The organism is Arsukibacterium perlucidum DSM 18276, assembly GCF_000382165.1.
Classification (GTDB): Bacteria; Pseudomonadota; Gammaproteobacteria; order Enterobacterales; family Alteromonadaceae; genus Alishewanella; species Alishewanella perlucidum.
The window spans coordinates 27,849-41,942 of the sequence record NZ_KB907705.1 but is presented as its reverse complement, the minus strand read 5'-3'; the positions used below and the strand labels follow the sequence as shown (position 1 = coordinate 41,942).

General features: G+C 48.6%; 14 protein-coding genes. 8 read left to right on the top strand and 6 right to left on the bottom strand.

The genetic code is table 11. The features are described 5' to 3' along the window. Positions 1 to 41: 41 nt before the first annotated feature. The 3 genes from coaBC to slmA all read left to right on the top strand — a co-directional run bounded on the left by coaBC (position 42) and on the right by slmA (position 2,578). Positions 42 to 1,289 (top strand): bifunctional phosphopantothenoylcysteine decarboxylase/phosphopantothenate--cysteine ligase CoaBC, encoded by a 1,248-nt coding sequence (gene coaBC, locus H141_RS0105400; protein WP_019675226.1) that lies wholly within the window; start codon positions 42 to 44, stop codon positions 1,287 to 1,289. Then, positions 1,286 to 1,744, top strand: a complete 459-nt coding sequence (gene dut / locus H141_RS0105395) for a dUTP diphosphatase (protein WP_019675225.1) — start codon at positions 1,286 to 1,288, stop codon at positions 1,742 to 1,744. The genes coaBC and dut overlap by 4 nt, the downstream gene beginning before the upstream one ends. A 243-nt stretch (positions 1,745 to 1,987) precedes the next feature. Then, a complete protein-coding gene (slmA, locus tag H141_RS0105390; protein WP_019675224.1) occupies positions 1,988 to 2,578 on the top strand; it encodes a nucleoid occlusion factor SlmA in 591 nt (196 codons plus the stop codon). 263 nt (positions 2,579 to 2,841) lie between these two features. Here the strand turns inward: slmA and pyrE are convergent, their stop codons facing one another. Both pyrE and rph read right to left on the bottom strand, forming a co-directional pair. Then, positions 2,842 to 3,492 carry an orotate phosphoribosyltransferase gene (pyrE, locus tag H141_RS0105385; RefSeq protein ID WP_019675223.1) on the bottom strand — a complete coding sequence of 217 codons (651 nt, stop codon included), beginning with the start codon at positions 3,490 to 3,492 and terminating at the stop codon, positions 2,842 to 2,844. Positions 3,493 to 3,510: 18 nt separating this feature from the next. Next, positions 3,511 to 4,224 (bottom strand): ribonuclease PH, encoded by a 714-nt coding sequence (gene rph / locus H141_RS0105380; RefSeq protein WP_019675222.1) that lies wholly within the window; start codon positions 4,222 to 4,224, stop codon positions 3,511 to 3,513. A 125-nt stretch (positions 4,225 to 4,349) separates the two neighbouring features. Here rph and H141_RS0105375 point away from each other — a divergent pair, with 125 nt between their 5' ends. After that, positions 4,350 to 5,210 carry a YicC/YloC family endoribonuclease gene (locus H141_RS0105375; RefSeq protein WP_026349250.1) on the top strand — a complete coding sequence of 287 codons (861 nt, stop codon included), beginning with the start codon at positions 4,350 to 4,352 and terminating at the stop codon, positions 5,208 to 5,210. Positions 5,211 to 5,256: 46 nt separating this feature from the next. Here H141_RS0105375 and H141_RS0105370 read toward each other — a convergent pair whose 3' ends face one another. The 3 genes from H141_RS0105370 to H141_RS22000 all read right to left on the bottom strand — a co-directional run bounded on the left by H141_RS0105370 (position 5,257) and on the right by H141_RS22000 (position 8,782). After that, a complete protein-coding gene (locus H141_RS0105370; RefSeq protein ID WP_019675220.1) occupies positions 5,257 to 6,375 on the bottom strand; it encodes a Fic family protein in 1,119 nt (372 codons plus the stop codon). Positions 6,376 to 6,610: 235 nt separating this feature from the next. Then, positions 6,611 to 7,621 carry a Fic family protein gene (locus tag H141_RS0105365; RefSeq protein ID WP_019675219.1) on the bottom strand — a complete coding sequence of 337 codons (1,011 nt, stop codon included), beginning with the start codon at positions 7,619 to 7,621 and terminating at the stop codon, positions 6,611 to 6,613. Positions 7,622 to 7,774: 153 nt separating this feature from the next. Next, positions 7,775 to 8,782, bottom strand: a complete 1,008-nt coding sequence (locus tag H141_RS22000) for a YecA family protein (protein WP_019675218.1) — start codon at positions 8,780 to 8,782, stop codon at positions 7,775 to 7,777. A 146-nt stretch (positions 8,783 to 8,928) separates the two neighbouring features. Between H141_RS22000 and H141_RS0105355 the strand changes: the two genes are divergently transcribed. Next, on the top strand, positions 8,929 to 9,129 hold the full coding sequence (locus tag H141_RS0105355; RefSeq protein ID WP_240473094.1) for an acetyltransferase: 201 nt from the start codon (positions 8,929 to 8,931) through the stop codon (positions 9,127 to 9,129). Positions 9,130 to 9,304: 175 nt separating this feature from the next. Here the strand turns inward: H141_RS0105355 and H141_RS0105350 are convergent, their stop codons facing one another. Then, positions 9,305 to 12,262, bottom strand: coding sequence for a ligand-binding sensor domain-containing diguanylate cyclase (locus H141_RS0105350; protein WP_019675216.1), 2,958 nt, complete (start codon positions 12,260 to 12,262; stop codon positions 9,305 to 9,307). A 179-nt stretch (positions 12,263 to 12,441) separates the two neighbouring features. Here H141_RS0105350 and H141_RS0105345 point away from each other — a divergent pair, with 179 nt between their 5' ends. The 3 genes from H141_RS0105345 to rpoZ all read left to right on the top strand — a co-directional run bounded on the left by H141_RS0105345 (position 12,442) and on the right by rpoZ (position 13,980). Then, positions 12,442 to 12,918, top strand: a complete 477-nt coding sequence (locus tag H141_RS0105345) for a DUF4442 domain-containing protein (RefSeq protein ID WP_019675215.1) — start codon at positions 12,442 to 12,444, stop codon at positions 12,916 to 12,918. Between the two features lie 105 nt (positions 12,919 to 13,023). Next, positions 13,024 to 13,656, top strand: coding sequence for a guanylate kinase (gmk, locus tag H141_RS0105340; protein WP_019675214.1), 633 nt, complete (start codon positions 13,024 to 13,026; stop codon positions 13,654 to 13,656). A gap of 48 nt (positions 13,657 to 13,704) precedes the next feature. After that, positions 13,705 to 13,980 (top strand): DNA-directed RNA polymerase subunit omega, encoded by a 276-nt coding sequence (gene rpoZ, locus H141_RS0105335; RefSeq protein ID WP_019675213.1) that lies wholly within the window; start codon positions 13,705 to 13,707, stop codon positions 13,978 to 13,980. The last annotated feature ends 114 nt before the right edge of the window (positions 13,981 to 14,094 follow it).

Here is a 14,094-nt window from a genome sequence, read left to right as displayed (position 1 = left end):
TTATCTTATACCGATGATTTTCGGACCAGCTTTAGGTATATATGCAGCAGACACTGGCAGCAAAACGGATCTTACTGGGCATTAGTGGTGGCATTGCCGCCTACAAAAGTGCCGACTTAGTCCGCCGCTTAAAAGAGCGGGGCGCCGACGTCCGGGTTATTCTGACCGAGGCAGCCCAGCAATTTATTACCCCGCTTACCTTGCAGGCAGTATCAGGCAACCCGGTTAGTACCAGCATGCTCGACCCGGCAGCAGAAGCTGCCATGGGCCATATTGAGCTGGCTAAATGGGCTAACCTGATTGTCGTTGCCCCGGCCTCGGCCGATGTTATCGCCAAACTGGCACACGGCATGGCCAACGATTTACTGACCACCTGCGTACTGGCCTCTGCCGCACCGGTTGCAGTGGCCCCTGCCATGAATCAGCAGATGTATAACAATATAGCTACTCAACAAAACTTAGCAACACTAAAAAAACATAAATTTCACATTTATGGCCCTGGCGCCGGTGAGCAAGCCTGTGGCGATGTCGGCTATGGCCGGATGCTGGAGCCATTAGAATTGGTTGCGCTTATTGAACAAAGCCTGACGCCAGTAGCATCATTAACCAGCCTGCGCTTTACCATTACTGCCGGCCCCACCCGCGAAGCGCTGGACCCGGTACGTTATTTATCTAACCACAGCTCCGGCAAAATGGGCTTTGCTTTAGCCGCCGCGGCTGCGGCAATGGGCGCCGATGTCACGCTGATTAGCGGCCCGGTGCAACTGGCTACCCCGGCGGGGGTTAAGCGGATAGATGTTATCAGCGCCGAACAAATGCATGACGCCGCGTTAAAGGCTGCAATCCAAAGCGATATTTTTATTGGCTGCGCCGCAGTAGCCGATTACCGGGCCGCGGAAGTGGCCACTAACAAGCTGAAAAAAGGTGGCAGCGAACAGCTGCAACTTACTCTGGTAAAAAACCCCGATATTATTGCCGCAGTAGCAGACCTGACTAAACAGCGGCCCTTTACAGTAGGTTTCGCCGCAGAAACACAAGATGTTCTGAGCTATGCCCGGCAAAAGCTGGCAGAGAAAAACCTCGATATGATTTGCGCCAACGACGTATCGCAGCCCGATGCCGGTTTTAACAGCGATCAGAACGCCGTAACACTGCTCTGGCAAGATGGCGAGCAGGCATTAGCTTTGCAAAGCAAAGCCGCGCTGGCCGAAAGCCTGATCACCCTAATTTCTGAACAATTTTCTCAACTCTTATCTCAACAAAATACGACAAGTGAAACGCACAAATGAATAAAGCAATTGAGCTGAAAATCCTCGACCCCCGTATTGGTAACGAATTCCCACTACCGGCATATGCCACTCCGGGTTCTGCCGGCCTTGATTTACGCGCCTGTCTGGACCAAACCCTGACCCTGGAGCCTGGTCAGACGGTATTAATTCCAACCGGGATCTCAATTTTTATTGGTGATGCGAATTTATGCGCCACCATTTTACCGCGCTCTGGCCTGGGCCATAAGCACGGTATCGTGTTGGGGAATCTGGTGGGCTTAATTGATTCTGATTATCAGGGGCCGTTAATGGTTTCCATGTGGAACCGCGGCCAGCAAACGTTCAGCATTGAGCCAGGCGACCGGATTGCCCAACTGGTGTTTATGCCGGTGGTACAGGCGGAATTTAAGCTAGTCGAGAGTTTTGACGCCTCCGAGCGAGGTGAAGGTGGTTTTGGTCACTCTGGGAAGAACTAGTTAGCCTGTAATAGCTGAACTTTTAGTTTGAGTATAAAACCTCCAGGCAACACACTTGTTCACCGCCTTCAAGGATCACATCCCTGTGCCCTTTCAGGCTCCGCGGCATCCATGCCGCTGTTCCACAAGTATGTTGCCTTACGGTTTCTTCAAGTCAGGGTTAACCGTCCATGCAGACGGTGAAAGGCACTTACTAGCTGGATGAGTAGTAGATAATATATTGGTTTATTTTCGGGAACAGCTATGTCAACACCGCGTCGCGGCAACAGAAAAGAAGATATTTTGCAGGCGTTAGCCGCCATGTTGCAAAGCAATAATGGCCAGCGGATCACCACTGCTGCCCTGGCCGAAAAAGTCGGGGTGTCAGAAGCCGCGCTATATCGCCACTTCCCCAGCAAAGCCCGGATGTTTGAAGGCTTAATTGAGTTTATTGAAGACACTCTGCTTTCCAGAATAAACAGCATTTTAGACGAGCACAAAGATACTCAAAGCCGGATAGCGCTTATTCTGCAACTGATATTAGTTTTTTCCGAGCGCAACCCCGGTATTTGCCGCATTTTAACCGGCGATGCCTTACAGGGCGAACAAGAGCGTTTGCAAGAGCGGGTAGCCGTGTTGTTTGAAAAACTGGAAACCCAACTAAAGCAATGTCTGCGTGAGCGTAAGCTGCGTGAAGGCAAGGGTTTTAGTGTTGACGAAGGCGAACTGGCCAATCTGTTATTGGCAACAGTGGAGGGGAAAATAAGCCAGTTTGTCCGTTCGGGTTTTAAACGCCTGCCCACCGCCGCCTGGCAAAACCAATGGGCGCTACTACAGCAAGCATTATTTAATTAATAGCACCCCTTTGCCGAGCTTGAGAACAACGAGCGGAATATCGCAGAGCCCAGGGTAAGGTGTGCTTTCGGAACGGTGGCAGACAATGCAAGGCATCAGGTAACGCTGACTTAACGCAAGAGTTGCCCAGAGCATAGGGTCAGGTGTGCTTTTGGAACAGCGGCATCGATGCCGCGCAGGCTTAAGGGGCACATGGATGTGATCCTTGAAGCCGGTGCAGAAAGCATTTCCTGACCCTGTGCTCTGTTACTAACCAAACCAAACTACGCTATCTTAACTCCATATTGCGCCCGATAAGCCTTAACCGCCTGCAGATGCTCCGCCATTTCCGGTTTATCGGCCAAATAGCTGATTAAATCCGGCAGGCTGATAATGGCCACAACCTTAGTATTAAAGTCACGTTCCACTTCCTGAATGGCCGACAACTCACCCTGGCCGCGTTCCTGCCGGTCCAGCGCGACCAGCACGCCGCTAAGCTCAGCGCCTTGAGCCTGAATTAGTTGCATCGACTCGCGAATAGCGGTACCGGCGGTAATCACATCATCCACTAGCATAATCCGGCCTTGCAGTGGCGCGCCTACTAAATTACCGCCCTCGCCATGGGCTTTGGCTTCTTTGCGGTTAAAGCAATACGGCACATCGCGGTTGTGGTGATCTGCCAACGCTACTGCTGTGGTGGTGGCAATAGGTATGCCTTTGTAGGCCGGGCCAAACAGCACATCGAACTCAATCGCTGCATCCTGCAATGCTGCGGCATAAAACCGGCCCAGTTTTGCCAGGTCGCTACCGGTATTAAACAAACCGGCATTAAAAAAATACGGGCTGGTACGGCCCGATTTCAGCGTAAACTGGCCAAATTTCAGTACCTGCCGTGCCAGGGCAAATTCAATAAAATCACGTTGAAACTGCTTCATGGTTGTTCTGCCCTCTGCTTACGCCAATACCCGCTTTTGCTCTTCAATAATTTCCCGGATGGCATGGCGGCCTAAATCCATCATCTGCTGCATTTCTTCAAAGCTGAAGGGTTCAGTTTCTGCCGTGCCCTGCACTTCAATAATTTTGCCTGTTTCGGTCATAACGATGTTCATATCGGTTTCAGCGTTAGAATCTTCAGCATAATCTAAATCGGCTACCGGGGTGCCCTTGTAAACACCTACTGAAACCGCCGCCACCATATATTTTAACGGGTTGGTTTTAATGGTACCTTTCGCCCGCATAAAGTTCAGCGCATCAACTAAGGCAACACAAGCACCGGTAATAGAGGCTGTGCGGGTGCCGCCATCGGCCTGAATTACATCACAGTCAATAGTAATGGTATTTTCACCCAGCAGCTTTAAATCAACCGCCGTGCGCAGAGCCCGGCCAATTAAACGCTGAATTTCCATAGTACGGCCGCCCTGCTTACCCCGGGCCGCTTCACGGTCATTACGGGTATGGGTTGCCCGCGGCAGCATGCCGTACTCGGCAGTGACCCAGCCTTTGCCCTGGCCTTTCATAAAGCGCGGTACACCCTCAACCACACTGGCGGTACAAATTATCTTGGTATTACCAAACTCAACCAGTACTGAGCCTTCAGCATGAGCGGTAAATTGACGGGTAAAAGTAAGGGGACGGATCTGACTGGCGGTTCTGCCACTTGGACGCATAGCTGCACTCCTGAAATTAACAATGGCCGCCATTATAGGGTGTATAACGGTTAAGGGCGAGCAATTCGCCAAATTCGATGCGCCTGCGGTATACTCTGGTTTTATTTGTCGCCAGAGAGTTTTTTATGATCCACAGCATGACCGCATTCGCCCGTCACGAAACCAAAGCCAGCTGGGGTACCGCCCAGTGGGAAATCCGCTCGGTTAATCAGCGTTACCTGGAATCCTACTTTCGCCTGCCAGAGCAGTTCCGTGGCTTAGAAAGCCTGCTGCGCGACAAACTGCGTAACAGCCTGCAACGTGGCAAAATTGAAGTGAACCTGCGCTATCATGCGAATCAGGCGGCTGGCGAACTCACCTTAAACGAAGTCTTTGCTGAGCAATTACTACAAAAAGCCCAACAGTTGCTGCAAAAAGCGCCCCAGGCACAATTAAACATAGCCGACATTCTGCGCTGGCCCGGTGTGATGGAAACCCCTACAGAAGATTTAGATGCGATGCAAGGCGAACTGCTGGCCGGTTTTGACGCCGCCCTGCAGGATTTTCTGGCCGGCCGCGGTCGCGAAGGCGATGCTATCGAGCAGATGATCCAGCAGCGCTTAACCGCCATAGGCGAGCAAGTGGCTTTTGTGCGCACTCATCTGCCACAAGCCATGCAGTGGCAGCGCGACCGTATTCTGACCCGCTTAAACGACATTAAAGCCGATATTGAACAGGGCCGCTTAGAGCAGGAAATGGCGTTTTTAGCGTCAAAATCCGACGTTGCTGAAGAGCTCGACCGCCTCGATGCTCACATTAAAGAAACCCGCCACGCTTTAAAAAAAGGCGGCGCTTGCGGCCGGCGTTTAGATTTTATGATGCAGGAGTTTAACCGTGAAGCAAATACCCTGTCGTCCAAAGCTATCAGCACCGAGATTACCAACGCTGCGGTAGAGCTTAAGGTGTTAATCGAGCAGATGAGAGAGCAGATCCAGAACGTTGAATAACGTTACATCGCCCCTCAACAAATTAGCAGGTTCAATCAGGTGCCTGCTATTGCAAGATGACATACCTGGTACTTCTGCCCCCAGCAGCGGTTTTCATCAAACACCCGCTCTCAACCAACTGAGCCAAATGCCTGCTGGCCGTTGCAGGGCTTACTTTGGCGACTTTGCCGTATTGGCTGTTGCTGATGCCTTCGCTGAAATCGCCATCCAGTAAGCGGTTTAATACTTTAACTTGTTCTTTATTCAGTTGGGTTTGGTCTACCCGTTGCCAAAACCGGGTTTTTTGCAGCGTTTTATCGATATCAGCCAGCACCTGCTTTAGGCTAGCGGCAAGGGTGTCGAGAAACCAGACCAACCAGGCAGTGATGTCAGTATCGCCCTTTTGGCTTTGTTCCAGGATGTCGTAATAGCTGCTACGTCGCTCCAGGATAGCAACCGACATGGCATAGAAGCGGATTGACTGATGCTCTGCCTGGGCCAGTGCTAAGTCGGTCAGCAGCCTGGCCAAGCGGCCATTACCATCCTCTAGCGGATGGAGTGTGATAAACCAAAAATGGGCAATGCCGGCACGTAGTAGCGGGTCCAAATTGGCGTCATCTCGCGAGCGGTTAAACCAGTCAATAAAGCAGCTAAGCTCGTTTTCCAAGACTTCGCGCGGTGGCGCTTCGAAATGCACTTTAGGTCGGTCGATTCTGTCTGAGACAACCTGCATGGGCTCGTTACCGCGAAACTGTCCACCCTGCACTCTCTGCATTAATGAGCTGTCAGTCGGAAATAGCCAGGTATGCCACTGCAACAAGCGTTCTAGCGTTAATGGCTGCTGCCAATTACTAATGGCGTCTGTCACCATCGCAGCAAGGCCATCAGACTGGGCTGTCGTTGCAACGCTTTGTGGTTCATCAATACCCAGCTTACGGGCTAATGATGAGCGCACCAAGCTATGATTTAGTCGCTCACCTTCAATGGCGCTAGACGTGAGTATATTCGCTAGCATGGTATCGAGTGCGGCCTGCTGGTTATCCTGCACGCCCATTTTGCCCAGCAGCACACCCTGCAAAAAATGCAGCTCACGTAACTTAGGGGTCAATACCGCATGATCATAACGAAAGACCTGCGATACCTGTTTCTGACGGCCCGGCCAGTCCGGTTGTTGCCAGATCCACATAGGCGAAGCTCCTGCTTAATGAGGTGAATACATGACACAATCTACTCACTTAATGAGGTGAATAGCAAGATTATTCACCTCACACCTAAATCCAGAACCATTTTAAATTAACTGCGCCATGAATATTTAGCTTTCGATACCAACATTAAGGGAGCTACAGAGCTCTGCGTAAGCCCTTGAATTGAATGAAAAATGGTGGAAAAATGGTGGAAAAATGGCAGGAAAAACCACAAATTCAGCTAACGCCAGAAACCTTTTGTGGTTGAACTTGCCAGTACCCAGTTTTGTCGGAGCCTATGCGTTTTAATTGGTTGCTTTGTTGTAGCTTGCTAATGGCCCGGCCTATGGTGCGCAGGTCTTTACCTATCACATCAGCTAATTGCTGGCGCGTTAAGTGCGGGTTGTGTTGCAGCAATAACAAAATCGCCTCAAGAGTTTTTAAGCCAGCAATATTTACAGGGGCATTTACAGAGGCGCTTACAGGGGCATTTTGCGCCAAAGCTTGTGCCAACGTTTTCGCAATAGTGCTTAGCATAAAATGAATAAAAACGGTGCTATCAGCTTGCTCATCTGCCTGTTCAAGGGCTTGATAATACTGTGCCTGATGGTCTTTAATCATACTTTCAAGGGGTAAGGATAAAAACAGCGGGTGCCATTGCGACAGAATTAAGGTTTGCCACAAACGTCCCATACGGCCATTGCCATCAGCAAAGGGGTGAATAAATTCAAATTCGTAGTGAAATACGCAGCTGGTGATTAACGGATGATCTTTTGCCTGCTGCAACCATTGCATTAAATCGGCCATTAAGCCGGAAACTTTATGTGCTGGAGGTGCGACATGATGAACTTCACCGCCTTTGTGGATGCCAACCGCCTTATGCCGAAACTGCCCAGCCGAAGTTAGAATATCAGCCATCATTAAGCCATGGGCGGCGAGTAAATCGTCCAGGTTGTGAGCTTTAAAATGAACCAGAGCCTCATAAGCCGCAATTGCCCCTTTCACCTCTGCCAGCTCACGAACGCTTCCCAAAACTGGCTTACCTTCAATTATGGCGGTAATTTGCTCCTCGCTCAGCGTATTACCCTCAATAGCTAGGGTGCCAGTAATAGTTTTTATGCGGTTTTGCTTACGCAATTGCGGCGATACATTAAGCACACTGGCATTTAACTGGCCCACCTGCTCGCTAATGTTTGCCACCAAATTGACAATATCGGCGGTAATGGTAAATGGTGGAATATAACTCATACCTTTTCCCTTGCTAAACAAACATTAAACTTGAAAAGAGTTTGCTGTAATTTCTGCACAGCTCGAAATTTGCCTCAACGCCTGACGTTGTCTGTTGTCTAAAAATCCATCCCGATATTCAAATAGATAATACTGATATTCGCTCATACCACCCTAACGATCTTTAATACTAAAATGAAAAGTGTGCGTGAGCAGCGGTTGTATGCTGACTTTCCTCGGTATAGGCTCTTTGTCAAAAATCCGTTTCGGATCAGCGACCACAAAGCCCCAAAACTGTAAAAAATGTTCAATAAAGCGTATTTCAATGAGTAAATGGAGCAGCTTGGCAGGCGAAAAAAACTCTTCTGGAATCAGCTGGCGCAGTAAGTCAGGAAAAGCAGTCGAAACCTCTTCAATCAACTGGTCAACTGAGCCATGGCTTTGCAAACGCCACAGCATAAATACCCAAAAGGTGCGTAGATCCACATCATTTTGCCAGCTATCAAGATAACCCCAATTATATTTGCTAATGGCAGCTTTTAGCATAGGCAGGAAAAATACCTGAATACCTTGTTTTTCATACTGATTCTGCGCTGTTTTTTTAATATGAAAACGACCAGATCTTAAATAAATAATGCCGCTAATTTCTGCCAAAATACGGGTATAGTGCAAGGCGTTAAATTTATCTTCATTAATACCGGAAAATTCACTGATACTAATATTGGTGCGGTGTTGGTTAACTGCAAACTCCGGCAATAAGTCACCGGCCTGTTTAACCAACGTTGCCGGTAAGTTGCCTTTACTGGTTGCTTTAAAGGAACCGTTATTTTGCATCGCTTCATCAAATATCAATGTTAAATAACGCATCACAGGGCTAGATGAGATATCTTCAGGCGTGCTTATGGTCAGCCACTCTAAGTCATCCAACGGGGCATAAAGCCAGTTCGCCATTTGCGTTGGTGTCAAACCGCAAAAATCAGCACTAGGTCGGTTATTGCGCTCTGCCATTTTCTTCTGCGCAACCAGATTTAACTCCTCAAGCGTCAAATTAGGATTCATCGCCACAGTTTGCGCAATGTCATCTAACACATCGCTATGCTGTTTAGATGTAGCATTGATGCAGCACTGTTTGTATTTTTTACCGCTGCCACAAGGGCATGGCTCGTTACGACCTGCTTTCATTCTAAATTGCACTGCACTATGTCAATATTTTTAAAGACCAGTATAACTACTCACTTCTTACTCGTAAAATTGCGGTAAGGGAAACAGCGTTTCAATGAATCTCAATAGTTCAGTCTACATTGGTGCACATGAGATATAGAATAAATATGAGCAACAGCCTGAGTGCAAACACGATGGAAAACAAACTTGCAAAATATGGTGTTACCGAACCTGTTAAACGGCCGAAGATCAAGCCGGTTAAGAAGCTCGATTTGGATACACCTGAGGGGAAGCTAATCGTTTTGAGCGAAGCAAAGCGAATGATGCAGATACATAAAAACACCTTTAAACGTTTAGCATGCCTGTAGTAGCAATAGATGTTTCCTGTTATTTGAGCGACAACTGAAGCATAACAAAAACGGTGGGTAAAGCGGCGGGTAAAACCACGAAGCTACCAACAAAATAAATTTATATTACTGATTTAAAATCAAAAATAATTTTATAATCTACAAGTAGATCCAGAATATCGAGTAAATTGCCTATCTAAGCCTCAGCCGGCTGCTTGCCCCTGCTGGCAGTCAGCCAGTTTTTGGCAAGTAACTCGTCAAGTTCAGCTTTCTCGTCGGCAGCGCTTAAACTGGCCGGGGCACCCGGCCCCGGTTGCAGCAGCATGTAATCTGCCCTGCCGGAATTTTTAATTTTGTACAAGGCCGCATCCGCCAGATACAGGCTATATTGCCAGTCCCAGCCCGACGGCTGGACCATTACGCCAATTGAACAGGTAACGCTTATCGGCGCGCCCAGTTGCTTTTGCCAGGGGTAGCTGCGCACCAATTGCTGCAGCCGTTCAATATAATGTTGGATCTCACTACTTTGCTCCAGCACCAGCAGAAACTCTTCACCACCCCAGCGGATAAGATGATCATTACTACGGCTATGCTGTTGTAAAATGCTGGCAAAATGCTTTAACACACTGTCACCAAGCTGATGGCCATACTGGTCATTAATTCGTTTAAAATAATCTAAGTCCAGTAAGATCCAGGCTAGCGGCTGATTATTGCGCTGGGCCCGGGCCAGCATAGCATCAATATTTACATCCAGATAATGGCGGTTATGCAATTCGGTCAGGGCATCCAGCATGCTCATCTGTTGCAGTTTTTGATTGGCCTGATATAACTCCTGAGTACGTTCCGTTACCAGCCGGCTTAATTCTTCGCGGGCATTAGCCAGCGACGCTAACCGTAATCTATATACCAGCCAGAACAAGGCCAGCAGTAATCCAAACAGCAAAAAGCGTGCAGTTAAAGTTTCATGCCAGAAGGGTTTTAACTCAATATCCATAGTCGCGGCATCACTCCAGCGATAATCGCCGGCAATCTTTACCTGCACATAAAAACGATAATCACCTGGTGGTAAGTTAGTGTAAAACGCCTCGCGCCGGCTGCCGGCATCAACCCAGTATTGCTCGAAGCCCTCAAGCCGGTAACGGGTTTCAATTGACGACGCCTGATGATAATAAGGTGCACTAAACTGAAAATGCCAGTTACGCTGCTCGGGTGCCAATATAGCTGTATTACCTTTAAACTGCTGATTAGCGGCAGTTAAACTTTCAATTACCGGTATGGGTGCTGGCGCATAGCTATTCAGTCGATCTAACCGCAGGGAAATGACGCCGTCGAGAGTTGGAAACCAGATGCGGCCCTGATGCACTGCGCCTTTATTGCTGCCAGCGCCATTACAGCAACGATGCGAGTCAGAAGCGGCCTCCGGTTGGCGATCATCAACTAACATATACAGCTTACTCACCTTCCCTTGTTGTAGGGCCGGATAATCAAGCCGGTAAAAACCTTCAAAGTTACTGATGATCAGCTTATCGTTGACCAGCTCGGCATGCGTTACACCATTGCCGGGCAAACCGTTCTGTTGATTGAAATATTGCCAATTGCCCGGTTTACCTAACACAAAACCCTGATCAAAGCTGCCAATCAGCATATTACCGTCGGCCAATTCAACAATCACACTAATAAACTTGTCTGCCAATGGCATATCATGCATTGGCTCAAACTGTTCAGCATTGCGTATATATAAACCCGACTCCGTTCCAACCCACAACCGGCCACTACTGTCTGCCAGCAACGCTCTGATAGTTAACCCGGTTAATGGCGATGCAATCCCATGTTGTGACAGCTCACCATTTTCCAACACAAATAAGCCACCATTACTACCTACCCAGACCCGTTGCTGCTCTGTGATGATCGTAGTAATAAGTAAGTGTGCCGTTTGCGGAAAGTTTTTCTGCCAGGCCAGCGTATTAGCATCCAGTAAACTTAAGCCTGCCCGGGTGCCTACCCACAAATTATCTTGCTGACGTAACATACTGTAAACAAAGGGACTCGGTAGCTGCTCGTTGGCCAGTAGTGGCTGAAACTCGCCATCCCTTAGTAGCGCTATACCCTGGCTGGTACCAACCATTAAATGTCGTTGCCAGGGCAGCACTGCCCAACTGTAGGGATCAGGAATCCCAGCAGCAGTGCTGTAACGCTCTGTCAACGCAGTGCGCAAACGGATAACGCCATGAGTGCGGCTGCCCAGCCAGATATTCTGATGCTGATCTTCCAGCATGCTCTCAATCCAGCTAAAGGGTTTGCCGGCATCGCCAGACTGCTGCACCTGAACTATCTGGCCGGATTTTTCCTGATACAGACCATCAAAAGTGGATATCCATAATTGTTGCTGTTTATCCAGATGCAACAACTCGATCCGGTTATTTAAGGTAGCCCCCGGCAATGCCAGTTTTAGCCAGCGGTTTTGTCGCCATTGATACAAGCCATTGTTTGTACCAAGAAACAAAATGTTGTTGTGCGCTGCCAAATCGGTAATCTGCAATGCTTCAGCTGCCGCCGGCGCAGGATACCAGCGATACTGTTGCTGCTGATAAGAAGCAAACCCATGCTGGCCACCGATCCACAAGGTGTCTTGCTGCTGGTAAAGCTGAAAAACCTGCCCGGCATGCTCCGTTACCGGCAGCAATTGATCTTGCTGCCATTGATACAGCTGGTTAGCACCAATAAAGAAACGGCCATCAGGCAGTTCAGCAAAGCTGGTAATGGTGCCGGTCTCAATATTGCTGGTATCAACAGCCGTAAATTGATCATTAGCGTAAAAACTTAAACCATTGACGGTGCCTACCCACAGCCGCTTATTGCTGTCGAGGTACAATGACGTAATTAAATTAGATAAAAGCTGCGGGGTGTTGGCGGTATTAAATACAGTAAACTGATGACCATCAAACCGGGCCAGACCGCCCTGGGTACCTAACCAGATATAGCCTTGTTCATCCTGGGCCATTGCGGATACGGAAACTTGCGGCAGGCCGGCATCAACTGACCAACCGCGGTGTAATAATGACTTTTTGTCCAGCACGGTGGGCATAGCCTCAAGGCAGGTACTTACTGACAACAACATTAATAACAGTATTGCCGCCGCAATATATCTGAACACTCAACCGGCTCCTTGTTCTGCTTACCCCCTGATAATAGCTGTTACTTTACTAAAAAGCCTGTGTTACGTCTTACAAAAAGCTGACGAGTGGCAGTTATTAGCCACTCAGCGGTAGCCTTGCGCTATTGGTCTTACCAGTGCTAAGCTCGGCACATTAACAGCATCAGAAAAGGCTAATTATGTCTTTGTTTAAAGCCAACCTGGGCCTCAAGTTATTTGCCTGGCGTTATATTCCGCTTATTGGTTTTTGTTCGCCAAAAATTGTGACCATGAATAACAGCACGCTGGAAGTGACCATGCCGCATAGCTGGCGTACTAAAAACCATCTGGGCAGTGTCTATTTTGGCGCGCTTGCTATCGGTGCCGATCTCGCCGGTGCATTCTTGGTTTTTTCTAAAGCTAAAGCCCGTGGCATTAATGCCAATTTTGCCTTTAAAGATGTGCAGGGCCAGTTTCTAAAACGTCCTGAAGCCACCGTCCATTTTATCAGTAACGACGGCGACATTATTGATCAGATGCTGGATGAGTCGCTGGCCACTGGCGAGCGGATTAATAAGCCGGTAAATGTGGTGGTAACCTGCCCCAGTCTGCATGGTACAGAGCCAATGGCAACCTTCAGCCTGACTCTGTCGGTTAAAGCAAAACCAAAGCGCTGAGCGACTGCTTAACAAAAGGCTGCACCTGAGTTTGCACCGGGGCAGCGGACAGTCTAAAATTGCCCTTTACTAAATTCTGGCCTGTGGCCGTATCCGAGCGAAGCAATGCAAGAACTCAGTGGTAACCTTTTTATTGTCTCGGCGCCCAGTGGGGCTGGCAAATCATCGCTTATTAACGCGCTATTAAAAAATAATGCTGATATGCAGGTCAGTATATCGCATACCACCCGCCAACCACGACCGGGTGAAGTTGATGGGGTGCACTATCACTTTATCAGCGTAGAGCAGTTTAAAAAGTTAATAGCTGACAACGAGTTTCTGGAGTGGGCCGAAGTATTTGGTAATTATTATGGTACCTCACGCAGTGCTATAGTTAACAATCTGCGCCAGGGTATAGATGTGTTTCTGGACATTGACTGGCAGGGAGCCCGGCAAATTCGCGAGCAGGCACCGGGTACCCTCGGTATTTTTATTCTGCCGCCCAGTATGCAGGCCTTGCAGCAACGGTTAGTGCAGCGGGGCCAGGACAGCGATGAAGTTATTGCCAAACGCATGGCGCAGGCGCAAAGCGAAATGCAACACGCTGATGAGTACGAGTACCTTATTATTAATGATGACTTTAATCAGGCCCTGAGTGAGTTGTCACACATTGTGTTAAGTCAGCGCAACAGCTTGTTGTCGCAGCAAAGCCGGCACCAGCAGTTAATGCAACAACTGTTGGCGAAACCAGCAAAATAGCGTAAACTATGCGGTCTTGTAATATACCTGAACACTCCGGAGTGGCGAATGGCTCGCGTAACAGTTGAAGATGCAGTAGATAAAATTGGTAACCGTTTTGATTTAATTCTGGTTGCGGCCCGTCGTGCCCGCCAACTGGCAGTTGAAGGCAAAGAGCCAATGGTTGATCGTGAAAACGATAAACCAACCGTGGTGGCACTGCGTGAGATTGAACAGGGTTTTATTACCAACAGCATTCTGGATCAACAGGAAAAACGCGATCAAATGCAGCAAGAGGCTACCGAAATGGCAGCTGTTGCCGCGATTATCGGTTCAGATCAGTAAAAACCCCTGCCAAACATTGCCAGCGGCGCTTTAGCCGTTGGCATCTGCGTGTTTTAGACGTATATTCTTAACTAACCAGCGTACTAAATTTATAGCTGTCGATGTTTGGGAGCA